The organism is Acinetobacter terrae (assembly GCF_002135195.1).
Taxonomy (GTDB): Bacteria; Pseudomonadota; Gammaproteobacteria; order Pseudomonadales; family Moraxellaceae; genus Acinetobacter; species Acinetobacter terrae.
On sequence record NZ_NEGF01000015.1, the window covers coordinates 26,199 to 45,679 of the forward strand.

Below are 19,481 nucleotides of genomic sequence, written 5' to 3' on the forward strand. Positions count from 1 at the left end.
AAAAATATTTAAAACGTCGCTAGAGAAATCATTCAATTTGTTCTAGGATTTGCTCTATTTACAACATCACTTCGACATAAAATGAATGAGTCAGAAGTATTAAGGAATAATTATGGCTGATATACGGATAAAAGGCAGAATGGTCAATGCGATTCGCATTATCTTAGATACCAATGATCATGATGCAATCCGCCAGCAACTCGCGCCGATGCTCCAAAAAGCATTTCCACCGGGTACATTAGTTGTGATTGAAAGTTCAGTTGAACAAGAACTTATTGCCTTAATTCAATTATTGATCAGCCTGGAAGTACAGCCTATGGCGGTGACTGAAGGTTTACTCGCTGATCAAGCTCGCGCAATTCAATTCCCTGTTCTGCCTTCAGACACTAAACCATTGCAACGTGTTAAACCGACTAAAGAACAAGTGGTTGAAGTAGAACCTGAAACTACCAGTGATGAAGTGGAAAAATCAGAGGAAGTAGAGGCAAAACCTGCCCGTGTGGTGAGTCATGTGACCTCTTATCACGATGAAATTTTGCGCACAGGTCAATGTCTTGTCCAAAATCATGGCGATATTATTCTCAATGCAGGAATTAACAGTGGTTCTGAAGTCATTGCTTCAGGAAATATACATATTTATGGTAGCGCCCGTGGTAGAGTCATCGCCGGCGCCGGCGGGAACAGTGCAGCACGTATTTTCTGCCATTCCCTGGAAGCAGAACTGGTATCGATTGCAGGTACATATTGTGTAGCAGATGACATCCCACAGCATGTCCTCAAAAAAGCTGTACATATTTACTTGAATGATCAACAAGAACTTGTCTTTGAAGTTCTCGAATTTTAATGTATAAATAAACACCATAAGTCCCATATCTAAAAGGGGATTTGAACCATAACAGGAGTGGATTCGGTGGCGAAAATTGTTGTCGTAACATCAGGCAAAGGTGGTGTAGGTAAAACTACGACTAGTGCATCTTTTGCAACAGGTTTAGCCCTTCGCGGTCACAAAACTGTTGTGATCGATTTTGACGTGGGTTTACGTAACCTAGATTTAATTATGGGTTGTGAACGTCGCGTTGTTTATGATTTTGTGAATGTATTAAATAATGAAGCTCGACTTCAACAAGCACTGATTCGCGATAAAGATATTGAAAACCTATACATCCTACCTGCATCACAAACTCGTGATAAAGATGCCTTGACCGATGAAGGTGTGGCACGTGTAATGGATGAGCTTTCGCAAGAATTCGATTACATTATTTGTGACTCACCTGCGGGTATCGAGCGCGGTGCAATCATGGCGATGTACCATGCTGATGAAGCGATCATTGTGACCAATCCTGAAATTTCTTCAGTACGTGACTCTGACCGTATTATTGGGATGCTCGACAGCAAAACCAAAAAAGTAGAACAAAACGAAGGTCGCATCCGTAAACATTTGTGTATTACACGCTTCAACCCTGAACGTGCTGATAAACAAGAAATGTTAACGATTGACGATATTTCTAAAGATATTTTACGTGTACCTACACTCGGTGTCATTCCTGAGTGTCCAAGCGTTTTACAAGCATCAAACGAAGGTAAACCTGTAATTCTCTTTACTGAAGAATCAGCAGGCCAGGCTTATGATGACCTTGTAGCACGCTTCTTGGGTGAAGAGCGTCCTTACCGTCATATTTCGGTAAAACCTAAGGGTTGGTTAGCACGATTATTTGGAGCGTAAAAAATGGCAGGATTCTGGAGTAAATTATTCAGCAACGATGATAAACCTTCAAGCGCACGAACTGCTAAAGACCGCTTAAAAGTAATTGTTGCCTCTGAGCAAGGTTTAGGTAAACGCTTAAGCCAAGACAAAATTGACCAAATGAAGAAAGAAATCATGCAGGTGGTCAATCGTTATGTTCGTGGTGTGGATGAACAGCATATTCAAATGTCGGTTCGTTCTGAAGCAAACATCGAAATGTTAGAAATGAATATCAATTTGCCTGAAGAGCGATAATCTGAATTCTGATTAGTCAAGCATATTGAATCAAGGCAAAATATGAGGCAGGTTTAGGAAAGTATTGCTTTCTCCTGCCAAAAGTTATTTTGCCTTTTTTATTTTATTCAGTTTACCAAGGAGTTTGCGATGGCATTATCTCAGCCAGCAACGTTCAATGAAGAATGGTCAGATGAGCGTGTATTTGCCTATTTAACACAGCTTCCTCCTGCAGGTGTGAATGCCGATTTTCATGTGCTTTATCACGCATTCAAACATATGCGTCCAAATGACTATGAGCGCTTATTGACGCAATTTGTTGCCGATGGGCGTGATGTTAATGCAACCAATCCTGAAGGCCAACGTATTCATGATGTGATTGCTGAATATCCTCGCCAACGTGATGGATTTTTAGAAGTTCTTGCTAAGTTTGCATAATTTTAAAAAATAGAAAAAAGCCTGTCCGTTTTATTCAAACAGACAGGCTTTTTTTATGACAAAATTATATCGGTATGTTAAAAAAGCAATATCATCAATACAGGAAAAGTCACTGCAAAGCATAGCGTTTGCAAACTAATCACTCCCGCCATCAGTTGGCTATCGCCATTAAAATAGCGCGTTAAAATATAGGATGCCGATGCCGTTGGCAAAGCAAAGAACACCACTAAAATAATCGTTTCAAACTGATTCAAATTCAGCACATAACAAATCAAATAAGCCAAACATGGCATCACAATCAAACGCCCTAAAGTATTCAACAATAATCTTGAATAATCATGTTTCAGTTCTGCAAACTGCAAAGCCGCCCCGACACAAATCAATCCCAATGGTAGGCTCATACTGGCTAAAATTTTAACCAGTTGTTCCAAACCAGAAAATAATGACAGTTGTAGCAGATTAAAAATAATTCCAACCAGACAACCCAAGATCAAGGGATTTTTCATCAAAGAAAATAGAATCTGGGTAGGTTTTAAACCCTGCCCTTGCGAAAAAGCCAGCACTGAAATCACATTCACCAAAGGAATTGCCAGTGCAATCATCATGGCAAACATTTGCATGCCTTGAGCGCCAAACAGCAAAGACATAATGGATAAACCAATATAGGTATTAAAGCGAATTTGGCTTTGTATATACACGCCAAAACGCGCGATCGGGATATGAAAAAACAGCCTCGCCATCCACAGCGTTAAAGCACTTATTATTATGATGATAAATAAGGCCAATAACACCTGAGTAATCGTTGCCAATTCCAATTTTATATAAGCAAGATTATTAAAAAGTAATACCGGAAATAAAATCAAATAATTCAGTTTTTCAGCGCCACGCCAGAATTCATCCGTTAAGAACCGTATCCGTTTAAAGATATAACCCATTGCAATTAAAATAATTAATGGAAACGAAGCCATCACAACATTCATTATCTACTCTTCATCCCTAAATTGTATTTTCACTGCATGACGTGAATCATCTTTATCATTTTCAATAAATATTCATGTAACTTTAAAAATATATATTTTTAATGTCCAGAAAAAGGCCTGCTTATGCAGGCCTTTTTCTCAGTATGAACATTTAGACTAAAATGTCACGTTTACCGTTGGCACCCATGCCACTGACAATCCCATTTTCTTCCATCTGGTCAATGATACGTGCAGCACGATTATAACCGAGGCTAAATTTACGCTGTAACGACGAGGTTGAAGCCTTACGTGTTTCCAGAACAAAGGATACACATTGATCATACAAGGCGTCACGATCCGAACCACCATCACCATCTTCAAAACCACGCGAAGTCGGTTCTTCATCATAAGGCGTTAGAATTTCATCGACATAATTCGGAGCAGCACGTTCACGCCATGCATCACAAATATTGTTCACTTCATCATCTGAAATGAAAGCACCATGCACACGTTCAGGCTCAATTTTACCTGGTCCAAGGAACAGCATATCACCATGACCCAACAGGTCCTCTGCACCACCGGCATCCAGAATGGTACGCGAGTCGATTTTACTGTTTACACGCAAAGCCACACGGGTTGGAATATTGGCTTTAATCAAACCTGTGATCACGTCGACCGATGGACGTTGTGTCGCAAGCAGTAAATGAATACCAGCTGCACGAGATTTTTGTGCCAAACGGGTAATCATTTCTTCAGCTTTTTTGCCCACCTGCATAATCATGTCGGCAAATTCGTCGGCAACAATCACAATGGATGGTAATGGCGTTAAACGTGGTGCACGCTCCCCTACAACCGAGTCACTGGCTTTCCATGTTGGATCAATTAAATCCTCACCAATGGCAATCGCTTCCTCGACCTTACGGTTATAGTCACTCAATTTACGGATTTTCAAATAAGACATCAGCTTGTAGCGACGTTCCATTTCATTGACACACCAGTTCAATGCATTCACTGCATCTTTCATGTCCGTCACGACTGGAGTGAGCAAATGAGGAATATCGTTATAGTTGGCAAGCTCCAGCTGTTTCGGGTCAATCAAAATTAAACGTAACTGATCTGGCGTATATTTCAACAGCATCGATAAAATCATCGAGTTCACTGCCACAGATTTACCTGAACCGGTTGTTCCTGCGACCAGCATATGCGGTGCTTTACCCAAATCAGCAATGACTGGATTACCCGAAATATCTTTACCCATCGCCATCGAAAGAATGCTATTTGGATCGGTAAAGGCAGGAATGGTCAACAACTCGATCAGACGCACCATTTCACGTGTGCTATTCGGCACTTCAATCCCGATATACGGTTTACCTGGAATCACCTCGACCACACGCACCGATGCCATCGACATTGAACGCGCCAAGTCACGTGAGATATTGGTCACTTTAGAGGCTTTCACTCCGGGTGCCAAATCTAGCTCAAAACGCGTCACCACAGGCCCCGGCTGTGCTTCTATAACTTTGGCTTTGACGTTAAACTCTTGTAGTTTAATCTCTAAAAGTTCAGATAAACGGGCTAACTGTTCGGCAGTAAAATTGACTTTTTTATTCGGATCAACTTTATCCAGTAAATCCAGTCCCGGTAGGGGTGACAAATCTTTACGACGTGCAGCCACTTGCATCGCAAGTGACATTGGACGACCTGATGCATCGGTTAATGGCGCATCAAAATCGAAGTCATCCTCAATGGGTTCGTCAGCTTCGACGGGTTTGCCTGCAGTTTCCTGCCAAACTTCACGAAACACATCTTTATTCGATGCAATTAAAGCTTTTTCATCTTCTGAAATGATCGGTTGCTGAATCTGGGTTTTTATTTCGCTACTGACGAATGCGGATGATTGCGCATAACTGCTAGTCGTGCGCACTGGAGTCGGCTCTTCAATTTCATCAATTAACAAATCATCCACCAACAGATCATCGAGTCCATCAAAATCGTCATCTAAAGCCGAATTCTTAGGTGTCGTATGTATCAATGGTGAAGCTGCCATTGGAGATAATGCGATTACAATTTTTTCTTCAACAGGTGATGGCGCTTGTTCAGTCTCTACATGATTAAATGGTGTATGCACATCAGTGGCTGTTTTTCCATTTGGAACCGCAGCAAGCAATTCATCAAAGATTTCATCATCATCCCAATCCAGATTTTGTTTAGCAGTCTGGGGAGTCGTTGCTACAGGTTGCTCATCAACAAAGGCTTTAAAATGATCATGCGGTGTATGTAGTTCAGATTCTTCTGCAGCTTTTAATAAAGCGTCAATATCTTGTTTATGTTTTTGATTTTCATCTGAGTTTAAGGCACGCCAAACTTCACCTGTCGCTACCGAACGTCGAGTATTTTGTTCTAGGCGATGGGCTTTTTCTAAGACCTGTTCGAATTCCGCTTCATTTTCAGCATCAATGAGCTGTTGCTGTGCATAATGTTCTTTTTCAACCATGTCATTGAACAGGCGCTCTGCAGCCTGATCTCGCACCACAGGTGATGTGTCTTGAACTTCACGATGTTCTGGAGCAGGTGTTACGCTTTCTACTGCAGTTTTTTGCTTGGCACTCGCCACTGATTTTTTGACTTCAGGTGTTGTGCGATCAAATGCAGACTCGGTTTCCGGGACATTTTTATAAAATAAATCTTGTAAATAAGCAGGTGTGGCTTTCAGTGTGATCCATGTTTTATTCCACTTCACACCAAATGACAGGGTAAATAAAACCACCCAAAACACCACAAGAAAGAGGGTTGCGCCATAAATCGTTAAAATTTGAGACAGGCTTTGACCCAGTTCATACCCAATAATACCGCCCGATGAATTGTCTAAAGTGTCGGCAGGCACTTGCCAATACAAATACAATAAACTTGCTGTCGCCAGTAAAATAAAGAACTGTGCAGAATATCGAAAAGGTTTATTCAAAAAGCTATACGGCCACCAGACCTGAATCGCCTCAACGAATAAAAAGATTGGAATGAGTAAACTTGCCCAGCCTAAAAAACCGAACAGTAAATCTGCGATCCACGCGCCTGCAACACCACTGGCATTTGAAACCTGCTGTGTATCACTGGAAATATGCATCCAGCCTGGATCAAATGGCGTATAAGTCACTGTTGCAAGGAATAAATAAATTCCAAAAGAGACTAAAAATAATGTCATTATTAAGCGCTGTGCATAAGCACTCGACACCGCAGTCATATACTGTCCTGTAACCAATTTTTCATTCATGTTTTTGTAAGAAACTAAGACAAAATAGTTTCGCAATTAAACCCGATATTATGCACCCGTTCCAAGAAAAAAGATGCAATATTATGTATAGGCTGTTGATACAAATCCTATGAATTGAGTATCTAGCACAGCGTCTTTATTGTATATAGCTCAAATCGATTTGAATGATCAATAATATCGACATCGAACTCACACAACTGTTATAGAGTTTCACGTATAATTTCACAAATTTTTAAATAAAAAAAGGATGCCGCGAATGAGCGCTCGTCACTCACGTTTGATTATTCTAGGTTCAGGCCCTGCTGGTTATAGCGCAGCTGTATATGCTGCACGTGCCAACTTAAAGCCAACGCTGATTGCCGGTTTACAATTGGGTGGTCAGTTGACCACAACAACTGAAGTCGACAACTGGCCCGGCGACCCTGAAGGTCTAACAGGTCCTGCACTCATGGAACGTATGCAAGCGCATGCTGAACGCTTTGGTACTGACATTGTCTATGACCATATCAACGAAGTTGATTTAAGCGTTCGTCCATTCGTTCTGAAAGGCGATATGGAAGAGTTCACCTGTGATGCCCTGATTATTGCAACAGGTGCAACTGCCCAATACTTAGGTCTTGAATCTGAAGCTGCATTTATGGGTCAAGGTGTAAGTGCCTGTGCAACCTGTGACGGTTTCTTCTACAAAAACCAAAAAGTTATGGTTGTGGGTGGTGGTAATACTGCGGTTGAAGAAGCACTTTATCTATCCAACATTGCTTCACACGTGACTTTAGTTCACCGTCGTGACTCTTTGCGTTCAGAAAAAATTCTTCAGGATCATCTGTTCGAAAAAGAGAAAGAAGGCAAAATCAGCATCATATGGAATCATCAAGTAGATGAGGTTCTCGGTGACAGCAAGTCAGGTGTAACTGCAGTTCGCCTGCAATCTACCCAAGATGGCTCTAAACAAGATGTAGAAGTTACTGGCTTATTTGTAGCGATTGGTCATAAACCGAATAGCGGCATGTTTGAAGGTCAGTTGAACCTGCGTGATGGTTATATTCAGGTTCAAAGCGGCACGGCAGGTAATGCGACTGCTGCATCTGTTCCGGGTGTATTTGCTGCGGGTGATATTGCTGACAGTGTTTACCGTCAAGCGATTACTTCGGCAGGTTCAGGCTGTATGGCTGCACTTGATGCTGAAAAATATCTTGATGCTTTAGGTGAATAATTTTATCTAAACAAAAAAAACCGTCCTTCTCTGGGCGGTTTTTTTTGTATGATAAAAATCATCAATGCATATCGCACGTTGCTCTTCTCGTTCAGGCTGAATCCCATGCATCCATTAGCACCCTCAGAATTCATTTTCCCCGATCCCATCGAAGCTGATCCCGATGATCAGGGGTTAATTTGCATAGGTGCCGACCTCTCCCCTTCTACGCTTTTTGAAGCTTATACCCATGGTTTGTTTCCATGGTTTAGTGAGGGTGAACCGATTTGTTGGTGGAGCCCTGAACCGCGTTGCATTATTCGCCCCAAAGATTACCACCCAAGCAAGTCGCTAGTCCGTAATATGAAAAAATCTGATTATAAAATCACGATTAATCATGCTTTTGAACAAGTGATTCGTTCCTGCTCCCTACCGCGTAGTTATGCTGAAGATACCTGGATATCTGAAGATATTATTGATGGATATTGCCAATTATTTGATGCTGGCTATGGGTATAGTATTGAGGTATGGGATGAAGGCAAAATTGTCGGTGGTTTGTATGGCGTGACCATTGGACATGGCTGTTTTGGCGAATCGATGTTTAGCACCCAAACTGATGTTTCAAAAATGGCTTTTTATACTTTAATGCTGCTTGGTCAGGAAAATGATTTACCTTGGATTGATTGCCAACTGGTCAATGATCACCTTTTGAGCTTGGGTGCCTGTACAATTTCTCGCCAAGCGTATCTTAATTCGTTACAAGATGTTGTTAAACAGCCATCTATAGATTGGAAAAAATATCAAGAGGGTGTATTTTCAAGTAAAACAATAGCGCAACACGCACGATTAATTGAATGACAATAAAGAGGGATCTTGCTATGAATTCGTATCACCCAAAGTCCCTACTGAATGATTTACAGTATTATATTACGCCACCGCATAGCTGTAGTTACCTGGAAAATAAATCAGCGCGGATGGTCTTTTTAGATCCTGCCCATCGAATTGATGTGGTCAGTTTATCTGAACTTTCTCGTTTGGGATTTCGTCGCAGTGGAGATTTTGTCTATCGTCCAGAATGTCACTTATGCCGCCAATGCTTATCCAGTCGTGTCCCTGTCGCTGAATTTCACATGAACAGTACGCAGAAAAAGGCATGGAAACGTAATCAAGACCTGACCGTTAAAATCACTCGCTCTGCGGATGCATCCGAAATTCATTATGCCTTATATGAACGCTATATCAATGAGCGTCATGCCGATGGTGATATGTTCCCACCCAGCTTAGATCAATTCGAAAAATTTTTAGTGCATAGCTGCACGGACAGTTTTTTTCTAGAATTCTGGAAAGACGACAAACTGATTAGCGTTTCGAGTTGTGATCCTTTAGATGATGGGGTTTCTGCGGTCTATACATTTTTTGATCCTGATGAAAATCGACGCTCACTCGGTGTATTTGCGGTACTTAAGCAAATTGAACATGCTAAAGCTTTAGGTTTACCTTATGTCTATTTAGGTTACTGGGTGCCACATTCCAATAAAATGAATTATAAATCTCAATATGTGCCTTTAGAGCTATTGATTGATGGGCAATGGCGACGTTTAAATCGCCTGCTCAATCCAGAAGAAATTCAACAATTGGGAAACTCCCTGATGACCACATTGCCCTCTGGATGGAATAACCCAATTATCAAATAACATGACTTATGATTTAAAAAGCTGTGAAAAATCATCACTGCATGATTTCACCATAATAATGGCATGCTCGCGAGAGCCGTCTGGTTTTGGATAATAATTTTTACGTAAATCAATTTGATGAAAACCGGCTTTTTCATACAGTGCAATTGCAGCTAGATTACTTTCTCGCACTTCCAAGAAAATTTGCAGCGGATTATTTTTCAATTGCGCAATTGAAGCTTCAAATAATTGAAAGCCTAACCCTTTGCCCTGTTGGCTTGGATGAATTGCCATCAGTAGAAGATTGGCTTCATCTAACACCGGTTGCAAGATACAAAAACCAACCACCTGTCCTTGCTGCTCAATCACGGTACTGAGATAAGAATCAATGGATTCCTCAAACTGTTTTGCTGTCCATGGATGGGTTTGTACTAATTGCTCAATTTGCATGACGCGGCTTACATCCGCTTTTTGCATCAAACGAATCATCTTCGTTCATCTTTTAAATAACAGAAGCTTCGCATTATAGGAACTTTGCATAAAAAATCGAGTAAAAAAAAGGGCAATATCAATTGCCCAAAGAGTCAAAAGGCCTTAAAAACCTAATTTAGCTTTCCAGGTCGCCAATAAACTGCCGCTATCTAAATCATTCGGATGAAAACCCGGTTTAAAATAAGCCAATATTTCCTTACCCATACTAGTAATAATGCCTTTGGATGGACTATAGGCATACTCATAAATGCTTTTGATTGAGTCAAAACTCAACTGTTGATCTTGTCGCAATAGACGCAATAAGAAGTAATTTTGCACAAAGAACAACGTTATCATAGCCGCCACAAGTGAACTGGTACGTAACAGATAAGACTTCAAGCCTTTACCAAATACGCCTTCAAATACATCATAAGCTACAGCTTTATGCTCGTTTTCTTCAATGGCATGCCATAGCCACATGGTTTTCATGGTTTCATCTTGCATCAATTCCTGAATATTCTGATTGGTCAGCAATTGTGATGCAATGGTCGCTGTAAAATGCTCAAGTGCGGTGGTTGCGGTTAAATCGACCATTTCCTGAGTAATACCAAACGGTTTACCGACTAATGCAAATACTTTACGTGCAGTTTGAATCACGGTGTCAGTATGTTTATCCAACGTATCAACATCATGACCATAACGCTGCGCAGCTGCATTAAAACCCACATGCTCCTGAGTATGCATGGCTTCTTGCCCAATAAAAGCACTAATTTCTTTTTGTAATTCCTGATTTTCTTTAATCGCTGGATGGTTGCGAACGGCCCGAACACTATCAATAAAAAACTTTTCGCCCGCTGGGAACAAAGCAGAAAGCGCAGTCATAAAATGCGTCAATCCCACTGAACCATTCATCCAGTATTCTGGCACGTTATTAAAATCGAAATTCATTCGGCGAACAGGAAAGCTCGCACCGGCACGATTGGTAATATTAACCTTGGCATTCATGACTCTTACTCCTATCTAGCAATACAATGTTGCTAATTCACTTATGTTTGTTTTTCTTCATTCTTATATTACGTATTTAAAAACTTGCTATAAGTGCAGATAAGGTCAGGAAAATATCAGTTAAGGACATGAGGAAAAATAAAGCACTGCTTTATTTGGACGCAAGGGAAAAGAATAATGAGTGAAATCTTTTTTACGATGCAAGGGAATAAAGCACTACTTTATTTCGACGCAAGAAACCCATCTAAAAAATCATCATGCATAAAAAAAGCGCCCCCAAAGGAGCGCTTTTTTCACACAATCAATACTTATGCAGTTACTTTAGCAACAACACCAGCACCAACTGTACGACCACCTTCACGGATCGCAAAACGTAGACCTGGGTCCATTGCGATTGGGTGAATTAGTTCTACTGACATTTCAACGTTGTCACCCGGCATAACCATTTCCACGCCTTCCTGTAATTGGATTGCGCCAGTTACGTCAGTGGTACGGAAATAGAATTGTGGACGGTAACCGTTAAGGAATGGTGTATGACGACCACCCTCTTCTTTAGAAAGTACGTATACTTCTGCGTCGAATTTAGTATGCGGCTTGATTGTACCTGGTTTAGCAAGTACTTGACCACGTTGAACGTCTTCACGTTTAGTACCACGTAGAAGAACACCACAGTTCTCGCCAGCACGACCTTCGTCAAGCAATTTACGGAACATTTCTACGCCAGTTACTGTAGTTACAACAGTATCTTTAATACCAACGATTTCTACAGACTCGCCTACTTTAACGATACCTGATTCAACACGACCAGTTACCACAGTACCACGACCAGAGATAGAGAATACATCTTCGATTGGCATCAAGAATGCTTTGTCGATCGCACGTTCTGGTTCAGGAATGTAAGAATCAAGCGCAGCAACCAATTCGATTACAGCAGGTTCGCCATACTGACCTTGGTCACCATTAAGTGCAGCAAGCGCTGAACCACGGATGATTGGAGTGTCATCACCTGGGAAGTCATAAGTAGAAAGAAGTTCACGAACTTCCATTTCTACCAATTCAAGCAATTCTTCGTCATCAACAAGGTCACACTTGTTAAGGAATACAAGAATGTAAGGTACACCAACCTGGCGAGAAAGAAGGATGTGTTCACGAGTCTGTGGCATAGGACCATCAGTCGCAGCACATACAAGGATCGCGCCGTCCATTTGAGCAGCACCAGTGATCATGTTTTTAACATAATCGGCGTGACCTGGACAGTCTACGTGCGCGTAGTGACGAATCGGAGAATCGTATTCTACGTGTGAAGTATTAATGGTAATACCACGTGCTTTTTCTTCTGGTGCAGAGTCAATTGCTGCGTAATCTTTAGCTTCACCGCCGTAATTTTTTGCACAAATTGTTGCAATTGCAGCAGTTAAAGTTGTTTTACCATGGTCGACGTGACCAATTGTGCCCACGTTTACGTGTGGTTTATTACGTTCGAACTTAGCCTTAGCCATGAGATCTTCCTTTTTAAACTGCTTATGGAGGGAAAACTCCATAAGCGATTTTGGTTTTTAACTATGAATTAGTTTGGGGCTTATAGTAATCGAAAGATTACTCGTCGTCACCTTTTTTACCGCCAGACTGGAACTTAGTAATGATGCCTTCAGCCACGTTACGTGGAGTTTCAGCATATTTAGCAAATTCCATAGAATAAGTCGCACGACCTTGAGACATAGAACGCATAGAAGTTGCGTAACCAAACATCTCAGCCAATGGAACTTCAGCTTTAATTGCTTTAGTACCACCAGGTAAATCTTCCATACCTTGAACCATACCACGACGACGGTTTAAGTCACCCATGATATCGCCCATGTAGTCTTCTGGAGTTTCTACTTCAACTTTCATGATCGGTTCAAGAAGGATAGGATCTGCTTTCATGAAACCATCACGGAACGCGTAAGAACCTGCCATTTTGAACGATAATTCGTCAGAATCGACATCATGGTAAGAACCATCAAATAATGTCGCTTTGATACCCACAACAGGGTAACCAGCCAATACACCATTCTTCATACGTTCTTGAATACCTTTGTCAACCGCACCAAAGAATTCTTTAGGTACAGTACCGCCGACAACTTCTTCAGCGAACACGTATTCTTTACCAGCTTCTTCGACATTCATAGGTTCTAAACGAACATATACATGACCGAATTTACCTTTACCACCTGTTTGACGTACGAATTTACCTTCTTGCTCAACAGTCTTTTTGATTGTTTCGCGGTAAGCAACCATTGGTTTACCAATGTTCGCTTCAACGTTAAATTCACGTTTCATACGGTCGACAAGGATGTCAAGGTGAAGCTCACCCATACCTGCGATGATGGTTTGACCAGATTCTTCGTCAGTGCGAACACGGAACGATGGATCTTCTTTAGCCAAGCGACCAAGCGCAATAGACATTTTCTCTTGGTCAGCTTTTGTCTTAGGCTCTACAGCTAAAGAAATTACTGGCTCAGGGAATTCCATACGCTCAAGTGTAATGATGTTTTTCTCATCACATAGCGTATCACCAGTAGTAACGTCTTTAAGACCTACACATGCAGCGATATCACCAGCGCGGATTTCTTCAACGTCTTGACGTTCGTTCGCATGCATTTGCACGATACGACCAATACGTTCACGTTTAGATTTAACTGGGTTGTATACTGGGTCGCCTTGTTTAAGCACACCAGAATAAACACGTACGAAAGTTAAGTTACCTACGAACTTGTCATTCATGATTTTGAATGCAAGTGCAGAGAACGGAGCTTCGTCAGATGCTTCACGAATAGCTTTAGTTTCAGCTTTGTCGTCAAGAATACCTTCGATAGGCTTAACTTCAGTAGGTGATGGTAAGAAATCAATAACAGCATCCAACATACGTTGAACACCTTTGTTTTTGAATGCTGTACCACAAAGCATTGGTTGGATTTCACAAGCCAAAGTTTGAGCACGAATACCAGCAACGATTTGTTCTTTCGACAAGTCGCCATTGTTTAGGTATTCATCCATCAATTCTTCAGATGCTTCAGCCGCAGCTTCAACCATGTTTGTACGCCATTCTTCAGCAAGTTCTTGAAGTTCAGCCGGGATTTCACCGTATTCGAACTGCATACCTTGAGAAGCTTCATCCCAAATGATCTGTTTCATTTCGATCAAGTCGATAACGCCGGTGAAGTTTTCTTCAGCGCCAACAGGGATTACAACTGGTACAGGGTGTGCACCAAGACGTGTTTTCATTTGTTCAACAACACGGAAGAAGTTTGCACCAGTACGGTCCATCTTGTTCACGAATGCTAAACGAGGCACTTTATATTTGTTTGCTTGACGCCATACAGTTTCTGACTGAGGTTGTACACCACCTACAGCACAGTAAACCATACATGCACCGTCAAGAACACGCATAGAACGCTCAACTTCGATTGTGAAGTCAACGTGTCCCGGGGTATCAATTACGTTGATACGGTGTTCTGGGTATTGCTTAGCCATACCAGACCAGAAACAAGTTGTAGCAGCTGAAGTGATTGTAATACCACGTTCTTGCTCTTGTTCCATCCAGTCCATTGTTGCTGCACCATCATGTACTTCACCAATTTTGTGAGATACACCTGTGTAGAACAAAATACGTTCTGAAGTAGTGGTTTTACCAGCATCAATATGAGCAGAAATACCAATGTTACGGTAACGAGAAATTGGGGTTTGACGAGCCATGATTTCTTGCATTCCTAAATTTGTTGTTTAAAACAGGACGCTTTAAGTTGCTAGCAACTTAAAGCGTTTTGACAACAGCTCAGTAAGACTGATCTATCCTCACCCTGATTAAGGTCTTTAAACCTATTAGAAACGGTAGTGAGAGAATGCTTTGTTGGCTTCAGCCATACGATGCACATCTTCACGTTTCTTAATCGCTGAACCTTTACCTTCAGCTGCATCAAGCAACTCACCAGCAAGACGTAAAGCCATAGTTTTTTCAGAACGCTTAGCAGCAGCATCTACTAACCAGCGCATAGCTAGGGCAGTACGACGGGATGGGCGTACTTCCATAGGCACTTGATAAGTAGCACCACCAACACGGCGTGCTTTTACTTCGACCATAGGACGAACTTTTTCAAGAGTAGTCTCGAAAAATTCAACTGGGTCTACTTTAGATTTTTCTTGAACGCGGTCTAAAGCACCGTAAACGATACTTTCAGCAATAGATTTTTTACCATCTTGCATTACGTGGTTCATGAATTTAGCGATTGTTTGGCTGCCGAACTTAGGATCCGGAAGGATTTCACGGGCAGCAACTACGCGACGTCTTGGCATTTTAACACCTATAAATATGACACTTCAGGTTTATCCAGCATGAGTACAAAGTGTCATGTACTGTTCGCTGGCCTTACTACACGTCGCTTGAATTTCACAAAATTAAATGCAGAAATCAGACAAGCGAGACGATAAAGGATTGCGGTTCTACGTTCTTAATAAGCTAATCTCGAAAGATTATTTTTTAGGACGTTTAGTACCGTATTTAGAACGTGACTGGTTACGATCTTTAACACCAGCGCAGTCTAATGAACCACGAACGGTATGGTAACGTACACCTGGTAAGTCTTTAACACGACCACCACGGATAAGAACAACACTGTGCTCTTGTAGGTTATGGCCTTCACCACCGATATAGCTTGATACTTCAAAACCAGAAGTTAAGCGAACACGGCAAACTTTACGCATTGCTGAGTTAGGTTTTTTAGGTGTAGTAGTGTAAACACGTGTACAAACACCACGACGTTGTGGACAAGCCTTCAACGCAGGAACTTTTGATTTTTCAATCAAAGTAGTACGACCCTTACGGATCAACTGATTTGTTGTTGCCATTTGGCAATTCTCCCGTTAATAAAAAGCCTCAAAAAAATACTACTTTTCGAGGGCAGACAATTGTAAGCGAAGATAGAAAAATGGTCAATATTCGAGACCATATCAAATATTAACCATTTCCTTATATTTAGGGCGTTTGAAACCATTTACTAGGCTTCGGTTTGACTTTTAAGATTTCTTTTTTGTAACTTTTTTATTTATAGGTGCAGATTCCTGATTTGATTGGGATTCCGTAGCAGAAGGTTGAGCAAGAATTTGTTCATTCACTACCTGTTCTGCCTGCGTATATTCATCCAACTCAGATTCATCCGGAGTGATTGCTGGTTTTTGTGGTTCCACTTGTTCATGTGATTCAACCATATGCTCAGCTAAATATTCCAAGCCCTGTTCAACTCGTTCATCCTTTCTGTTTTCATCCACTTTGGGAACTTCTGTTTTCTTTTTGATTGTGACATTTGAAATATTTTTATTATCAGTCACTTGAATATCCTGATCCAATTTAATTTCACTCGGCTTCGCATCCACTTTAGATAAATGTTCTAATAATTTTGGAGTTGCCTGAGCCAATAATGCCAAAGATTTTTCATAAGCTGCAATCGGGGATATCTCTACCCCTTGATGTTGTTGCAAGTAACTTCGGGCGTGGGAAAAAATTTGTTGCGCTTTCTGGTTGACGTCTTCAACCAGTTTCCAACTATAGACTGCACCAATGCCCGCTCCTGCAACAGGTGTCAATTTACTGATGATGGAAATTTTAGGAATATGATTCAACCAATCCCATTTCATTTCACCATTTTCATTACTTAACCATTTTTTTAGGGCTGTAATATCGTTACTTGAACCCAACATTTGTTGAAACTGAGTCATATCTTGTGTTTTTAACATACTGGATAATGCTTTTAGCGCCATCAATACACTCTGTTTTTCCGCAATCTGGCCTAAATCAATCTGTTTAAACACAAACTGAACAATATCTTGTTCTGTTTCTTTATTGAGTTCAAAACCATACGCACGTCCAACCTGATAAATCATGCGCAAAGACATGATTAAAGACAACGGTACATCAATCGCTGAACCCACCACGCCTGTCGCCCCGGTTACAGCACCCTGTATAGAGGCAATCCATTTATTCTGTTCTGCCAAGGCCTGACTAATTCGCTTTGACCGATCTACGTCTTGGGTCAGTTCTTGTAAATCTTTTGCACCAGCCTGATCAAGCACGGCATCGACTGAACTTAGATTTGAGGTAAATTGATTCAACTGCTCAAAAAAATAATCCGATAATTTATCTGAAAATTGTGGAGAAACAAAATTGGCGACCCGAGTCACTTTACCATACTGACGACCGAGTAATTGTTTCGAGACACCGGGTAAATACTCGCGCAGCATTTGTTGAGGATTTTCATATTTTTGGGCTTCAAAAGTATTTGATTGACGAGCACTCCCATTCATCACCTGACCATTTCTTGATGGCTGCATGGCCTTAGTCACAGCATTCGGAGCGGCATGGTTCAGCACACCCATTCCAGCTGCACTGATCTTTTTAGCCACTCCAAAGGCATTTGAGAAGAATCCATGCGAATGTTTATTATTGATATCAGTCATTCTTTATCCTCATTTTCAATTCTTACAATTATTGATAAATACTAGGCATAGTCTAAGTTTATCTCAATATTAATGTGTATCTTTTAGTTAATTAAACCGTGTAATTTTCACAAATACACACAGAGGGAAATAGGCATAATATTTGCCATAAGAATTCAAAAATCTTTCTGCTATTATGAATGTAATTGAAATACATGAGTAAGGCGCTGGGTTTTGCTTAAGGCAAACAATTCATTCAGCTGCATTTGCTCAAATCACCACCATATAAGGGATCTGTAGATGAAACGTGTTGTAATCACTGGCATGGGCATTAACTCATGTATTGGTAATTCTTTAGAAGAAGTAACAAATTCTTTGCAAAACGGTATTTCTGGAACACGTTTTAACCCGACTTATGCTGAACTCAACTTTAAAAGCCACGTGAGTGCAGCAGCAGAACAAAACTTTGACAATATCGACCGTAAATTAAAACGCTTTATGGGCGTTTGTGCGATGTATGCATACAACTCAGCCCTTGCTGCAGTCGAACATGCGGGTTTACAGGCTGATGATTTAGCGGGCAACCCACGTTACGGTATTACGGGTGGTTCAGGTGGTGGTTCAACCGCTTCTGTCATTGAAATGAACGAATTGTTGCAAACCAAAGGGGCACGTAAAGTTGGCCCTTTCTTTGTTCCGCGTAACATGACCAACACGATTACCGCAAACGTTGGCGTTGCATTCAAATTACAAGGTGTAGCGCATACCATTACCAGCGCATGTGCAACTTCTGCTGATGCGATTGGTTATGCTTACAACCTGATTCAATTGGGCAAACAAGATTTAATGCTTGCCGGTGGCGGTGAAGAAGATCACTGGTCACAAAGCTTGTTGTTTGATGCAATGGGCGCACTGTGCTCTAAATACAATGACACGCCTGAAACAGCTTCTCGCCCATACTCTGCTGACCGTGACGGTTTTGTGATTGCTGGTGGTGGTGGTTTCGTGGTGCTTGAGTCACTTGAACATGCCCAAGCTCGTGGCGCGAACATCCTAGCTGAAGTGGTTGGTTATGCTGCAAACAGTGATGGTGCAGACATGGTTGCGCCAAGCGGTGAAGGTGCAACACGCTGTGTGCTTATGGCTTTAGAAGAAGCAAAACAGCACGGTGTAGATAAAATTGACTATGTGAATACACATGGTACATCTACCCCTGCGGGTGACGTGACTGAACTTAAAGCGATGGAACGTGCATTCGGTGAAGGTCAAGTTCCTCCACTGAGCTCAACCAAATCTATGACCGGTCACAGCTTAGGTGCAGCCGGTGTACAAGAAGCGATTTATTCGGTTCTGATGATGCAAAATGACTTTATTGCACCAAACATCAACGTGACTGAACTGGATGAAGGCGCAAAACCATTTGATATCGTACTTGAAAAACGCGATACAAAACTGAATACTGTGATGAGTAACAGTTTTGGTTTCGGCGGTGTAAATGCTTGTCTCATCTTTAAAAAATGGGAAGGCTAAGCCGCCCATTTTAGGGTGACTTAATGGATTCTCCTTCTGATGCTTTTTTATGGGTAAAAGCATTACATATTATTGCTGTGGTTTGCTGGTTCGCTGCTTTGTTCTACTTGCCACGTTTATATGTTTACCATGCAATGAGTGAGGATGCCACGAGTCATCAGCGCTTCCAGATTATGGAACGCAAGTTGTACCGCGGCATCATGTGGCCGGCAATGCTTGCCACCCTCATCACAGCGCACTTTTTAGTGGATTGGGGTGATGCAACACAACACTACCATGAAGCTATTTGGTTTTACCTGAAAGTTGGATTGGTGGGGCTATTGGTGATTTACCATTTCGTCTGTGGTTATTACCGTAAAAAACTGATGGTCGATGCACATTACAAATCACACAAATTTTGGCGTTACTTTAATGAAATGCCAACGCTGATTTTATTTGCAGTGGTCATTTTAGTGGTGGTTAAACCGCAGTTCTAAGTTATCTTGATTTTAAAAAGCCT

The 19,481-nt window shown here is 41.3% G+C and carries 18 protein-coding genes; 9 read left to right on the forward strand and 9 right to left on the reverse strand.

The window, feature by feature from the left end; all coding sequences use genetic code 11:
- The first annotated feature begins 112 nt into the window (after positions 1–112).
- From minC to B9T23_RS14515, 4 genes are all read left to right on the forward strand, one after another.
- A complete protein-coding gene (gene minC / locus B9T23_RS14500) occupies positions 113–844 on the forward strand; it encodes a septum site-determining protein MinC (RefSeq protein ID WP_067723893.1) in 732 nt (243 codons plus the stop codon).
- Between the two features lie 66 nt (positions 845–910).
- A complete protein-coding gene (gene minD / locus B9T23_RS14505; RefSeq protein ID WP_067723892.1) occupies positions 911–1,723 on the forward strand; it encodes a septum site-determining protein MinD in 813 nt (270 codons plus the stop codon).
- Between the two features lie 3 nt (positions 1,724–1,726).
- Complete coding sequence (gene minE / locus B9T23_RS14510; RefSeq protein ID WP_067723891.1) at positions 1,727–1,999, forward strand: cell division topological specificity factor MinE; 273 nt, start codon at positions 1,727–1,729, stop codon at positions 1,997–1,999.
- Positions 2,000–2,128: 129 nt separating this feature from the next.
- A complete protein-coding gene (locus tag B9T23_RS14515; RefSeq protein WP_067723890.1) occupies positions 2,129–2,416 on the forward strand; it encodes a PA4642 family protein in 288 nt (95 codons plus the stop codon).
- Positions 2,417–2,493: 77 nt separating this feature from the next.
- Here the strand turns inward: B9T23_RS14515 and B9T23_RS14520 are convergent, their stop codons facing one another.
- On the reverse strand, positions 2,494–3,399 hold the full coding sequence (locus B9T23_RS14520; RefSeq protein ID WP_213033044.1) for an AEC family transporter: 906 nt from the start codon (positions 3,397–3,399) through the stop codon (positions 2,494–2,496).
- A 148-nt stretch (positions 3,400–3,547) separates the two neighbouring features.
- Positions 3,548–6,613, reverse strand: coding sequence for a DNA translocase FtsK (locus B9T23_RS14525; RefSeq protein WP_086194632.1), 3,066 nt, complete (start codon positions 6,611–6,613; stop codon positions 3,548–3,550).
- Between the two features lie 286 nt (positions 6,614–6,899).
- Between B9T23_RS14525 and trxB the strand changes: the two genes are divergently transcribed.
- The 3 genes from trxB (at position 6,900) to B9T23_RS14540 (ending at position 9,529) form a co-directional block, all read left to right on the forward strand.
- Positions 6,900–7,856, forward strand: coding sequence for a thioredoxin-disulfide reductase (gene trxB / locus B9T23_RS14530; protein WP_067723888.1), 957 nt, complete (start codon positions 6,900–6,902; stop codon positions 7,854–7,856).
- A 105-nt stretch (positions 7,857–7,961) separates the two neighbouring features.
- Positions 7,962–8,693, forward strand: coding sequence for a leucyl/phenylalanyl-tRNA--protein transferase (gene aat / locus B9T23_RS14535; protein WP_086194594.1), 732 nt, complete (start codon positions 7,962–7,964; stop codon positions 8,691–8,693).
- Positions 8,694–8,713: 20 nt separating this feature from the next.
- Positions 8,714–9,529, forward strand: a complete 816-nt coding sequence (locus tag B9T23_RS14540) for an arginyltransferase (protein ID WP_067723886.1) — start codon at positions 8,714–8,716, stop codon at positions 9,527–9,529.
- A 6-nt stretch (positions 9,530–9,535) separates the two neighbouring features.
- Here B9T23_RS14540 and rimI read toward each other — a convergent pair whose 3' ends face one another.
- The 7 genes from rimI to B9T23_RS14575 all read right to left on the reverse strand — a co-directional run bounded on the left by rimI (position 9,536) and on the right by B9T23_RS14575 (position 17,473).
- Positions 9,536–9,997, reverse strand: coding sequence for a ribosomal protein S18-alanine N-acetyltransferase (gene rimI / locus B9T23_RS14545; RefSeq protein WP_086194595.1), 462 nt, complete (start codon positions 9,995–9,997; stop codon positions 9,536–9,538).
- Between the two features lie 105 nt (positions 9,998–10,102).
- On the reverse strand, positions 10,103–10,984 hold the full coding sequence (locus B9T23_RS14550) for a metal-dependent hydrolase (RefSeq protein WP_086194596.1): 882 nt from the start codon (positions 10,982–10,984) through the stop codon (positions 10,103–10,105).
- A 308-nt stretch (positions 10,985–11,292) separates the two neighbouring features.
- Entirely contained in the window at positions 11,293–12,483 is a 1,191-nt protein-coding gene (gene tuf / locus B9T23_RS14555; protein WP_086194597.1) for an elongation factor Tu, read from the reverse strand.
- Between the two features lie 97 nt (positions 12,484–12,580).
- Complete coding sequence (gene fusA, locus B9T23_RS14560) at positions 12,581–14,719, reverse strand: elongation factor G (RefSeq protein ID WP_086194598.1); 2,139 nt, start codon at positions 14,717–14,719, stop codon at positions 12,581–12,583.
- 126 nt (positions 14,720–14,845) lie between these two features.
- On the reverse strand, positions 14,846–15,316 hold the full coding sequence (rpsG, locus tag B9T23_RS14565) for a 30S ribosomal protein S7 (protein ID WP_004648014.1): 471 nt from the start codon (positions 15,314–15,316) through the stop codon (positions 14,846–14,848).
- Positions 15,317–15,493: 177 nt separating this feature from the next.
- The gene (gene rpsL / locus B9T23_RS14570; RefSeq protein ID WP_004648013.1) at positions 15,494–15,868 is read right to left on the reverse strand and encodes a 30S ribosomal protein S12; all 375 of its coding nucleotides are present in this window, start codon (positions 15,866–15,868) and stop codon (positions 15,494–15,496) included.
- Between the two features lie 168 nt (positions 15,869–16,036).
- Entirely contained in the window at positions 16,037–17,473 is a 1,437-nt protein-coding gene (locus B9T23_RS14575; protein WP_086194599.1) for an EcsC family protein, read from the reverse strand.
- A gap of 279 nt (positions 17,474–17,752) precedes the next feature.
- Here B9T23_RS14575 and B9T23_RS14580 point away from each other — a divergent pair, with 279 nt between their 5' ends.
- Both B9T23_RS14580 and hemJ read left to right on the forward strand, forming a co-directional pair.
- Positions 17,753–18,982: a beta-ketoacyl synthase N-terminal-like domain-containing protein gene (locus B9T23_RS14580; protein WP_086194600.1), complete on the forward strand. Its 1,230-nt coding sequence runs from the start codon at positions 17,753–17,755 to the stop codon at positions 18,980–18,982.
- A 23-nt stretch (positions 18,983–19,005) separates the two neighbouring features.
- Positions 19,006–19,458, forward strand: coding sequence for a protoporphyrinogen oxidase HemJ (gene hemJ / locus B9T23_RS14585; RefSeq protein WP_086194601.1), 453 nt, complete (start codon positions 19,006–19,008; stop codon positions 19,456–19,458).
- Positions 19,459–19,481 lie beyond the last annotated feature (23 nt).

What these genes read in the sequence shown, in the direction of transcription:
- minC (WP_067723893.1), top strand. Translation starts at nt 113, where the DNA reads ATGGCTGATATACGGATAAAAGGCAGAATGGTCAATGCGATTCGCATT.
- minE (WP_067723891.1), top strand. Translation starts at nt 1,727, where the DNA reads ATGGCAGGATTCTGGAGTAAATTATTCAGCAACGATGATAAACCTTCA.
- B9T23_RS14515 (WP_067723890.1), top strand. Translation starts at nt 2,129, where the DNA reads ATGGCATTATCTCAGCCAGCAACGTTCAATGAAGAATGGTCAGATGAG.
- B9T23_RS14525 (WP_086194632.1), bottom strand. Translation starts at nt 6,613, where the DNA reads ATGACTGCGGTGTCGAGTGCTTATGCACAGCGCTTAATAATGACATTA.
- trxB (WP_067723888.1), top strand. Translation starts at nt 6,900, where the DNA reads ATGAGCGCTCGTCACTCACGTTTGATTATTCTAGGTTCAGGCCCTGCT.
- aat (WP_086194594.1), top strand. Translation starts at nt 7,962, where the DNA reads ATGCATCCATTAGCACCCTCAGAATTCATTTTCCCCGATCCCATCGAA.
- B9T23_RS14540 (WP_067723886.1), top strand. Translation starts at nt 8,714, where the DNA reads ATGAATTCGTATCACCCAAAGTCCCTACTGAATGATTTACAGTATTAT.
- rimI (WP_086194595.1), bottom strand. Translation starts at nt 9,997, where the DNA reads ATGATTCGTTTGATGCAAAAAGCGGATGTAAGCCGCGTCATGCAAATT.
- B9T23_RS14550 (WP_086194596.1), bottom strand. Translation starts at nt 10,984, where the DNA reads ATGAATGCCAAGGTTAATATTACCAATCGTGCCGGTGCGAGCTTTCCT.
- tuf (WP_086194597.1), bottom strand. Translation starts at nt 12,483, where the DNA reads ATGGCTAAGGCTAAGTTCGAACGTAATAAACCACACGTAAACGTGGGC.
- fusA (WP_086194598.1), bottom strand. Translation starts at nt 14,719, where the DNA reads ATGGCTCGTCAAACCCCAATTTCTCGTTACCGTAACATTGGTATTTCT.
- rpsG (WP_004648014.1), bottom strand. Translation starts at nt 15,316, where the DNA reads ATGCCAAGACGTCGCGTAGTTGCTGCCCGTGAAATCCTTCCGGATCCT.
- rpsL (WP_004648013.1), bottom strand. Translation starts at nt 15,868, where the DNA reads ATGGCAACAACAAATCAGTTGATCCGTAAGGGTCGTACTACTTTGATT.
- B9T23_RS14575 (WP_086194599.1), bottom strand. Translation starts at nt 17,473, where the DNA reads ATGACTGATATCAATAATAAACATTCGCATGGATTCTTCTCAAATGCC.
- B9T23_RS14580 (WP_086194600.1), top strand. Translation starts at nt 17,753, where the DNA reads ATGAAACGTGTTGTAATCACTGGCATGGGCATTAACTCATGTATTGGT.
- hemJ (WP_086194601.1), top strand. Translation starts at nt 19,006, where the DNA reads ATGGATTCTCCTTCTGATGCTTTTTTATGGGTAAAAGCATTACATATT.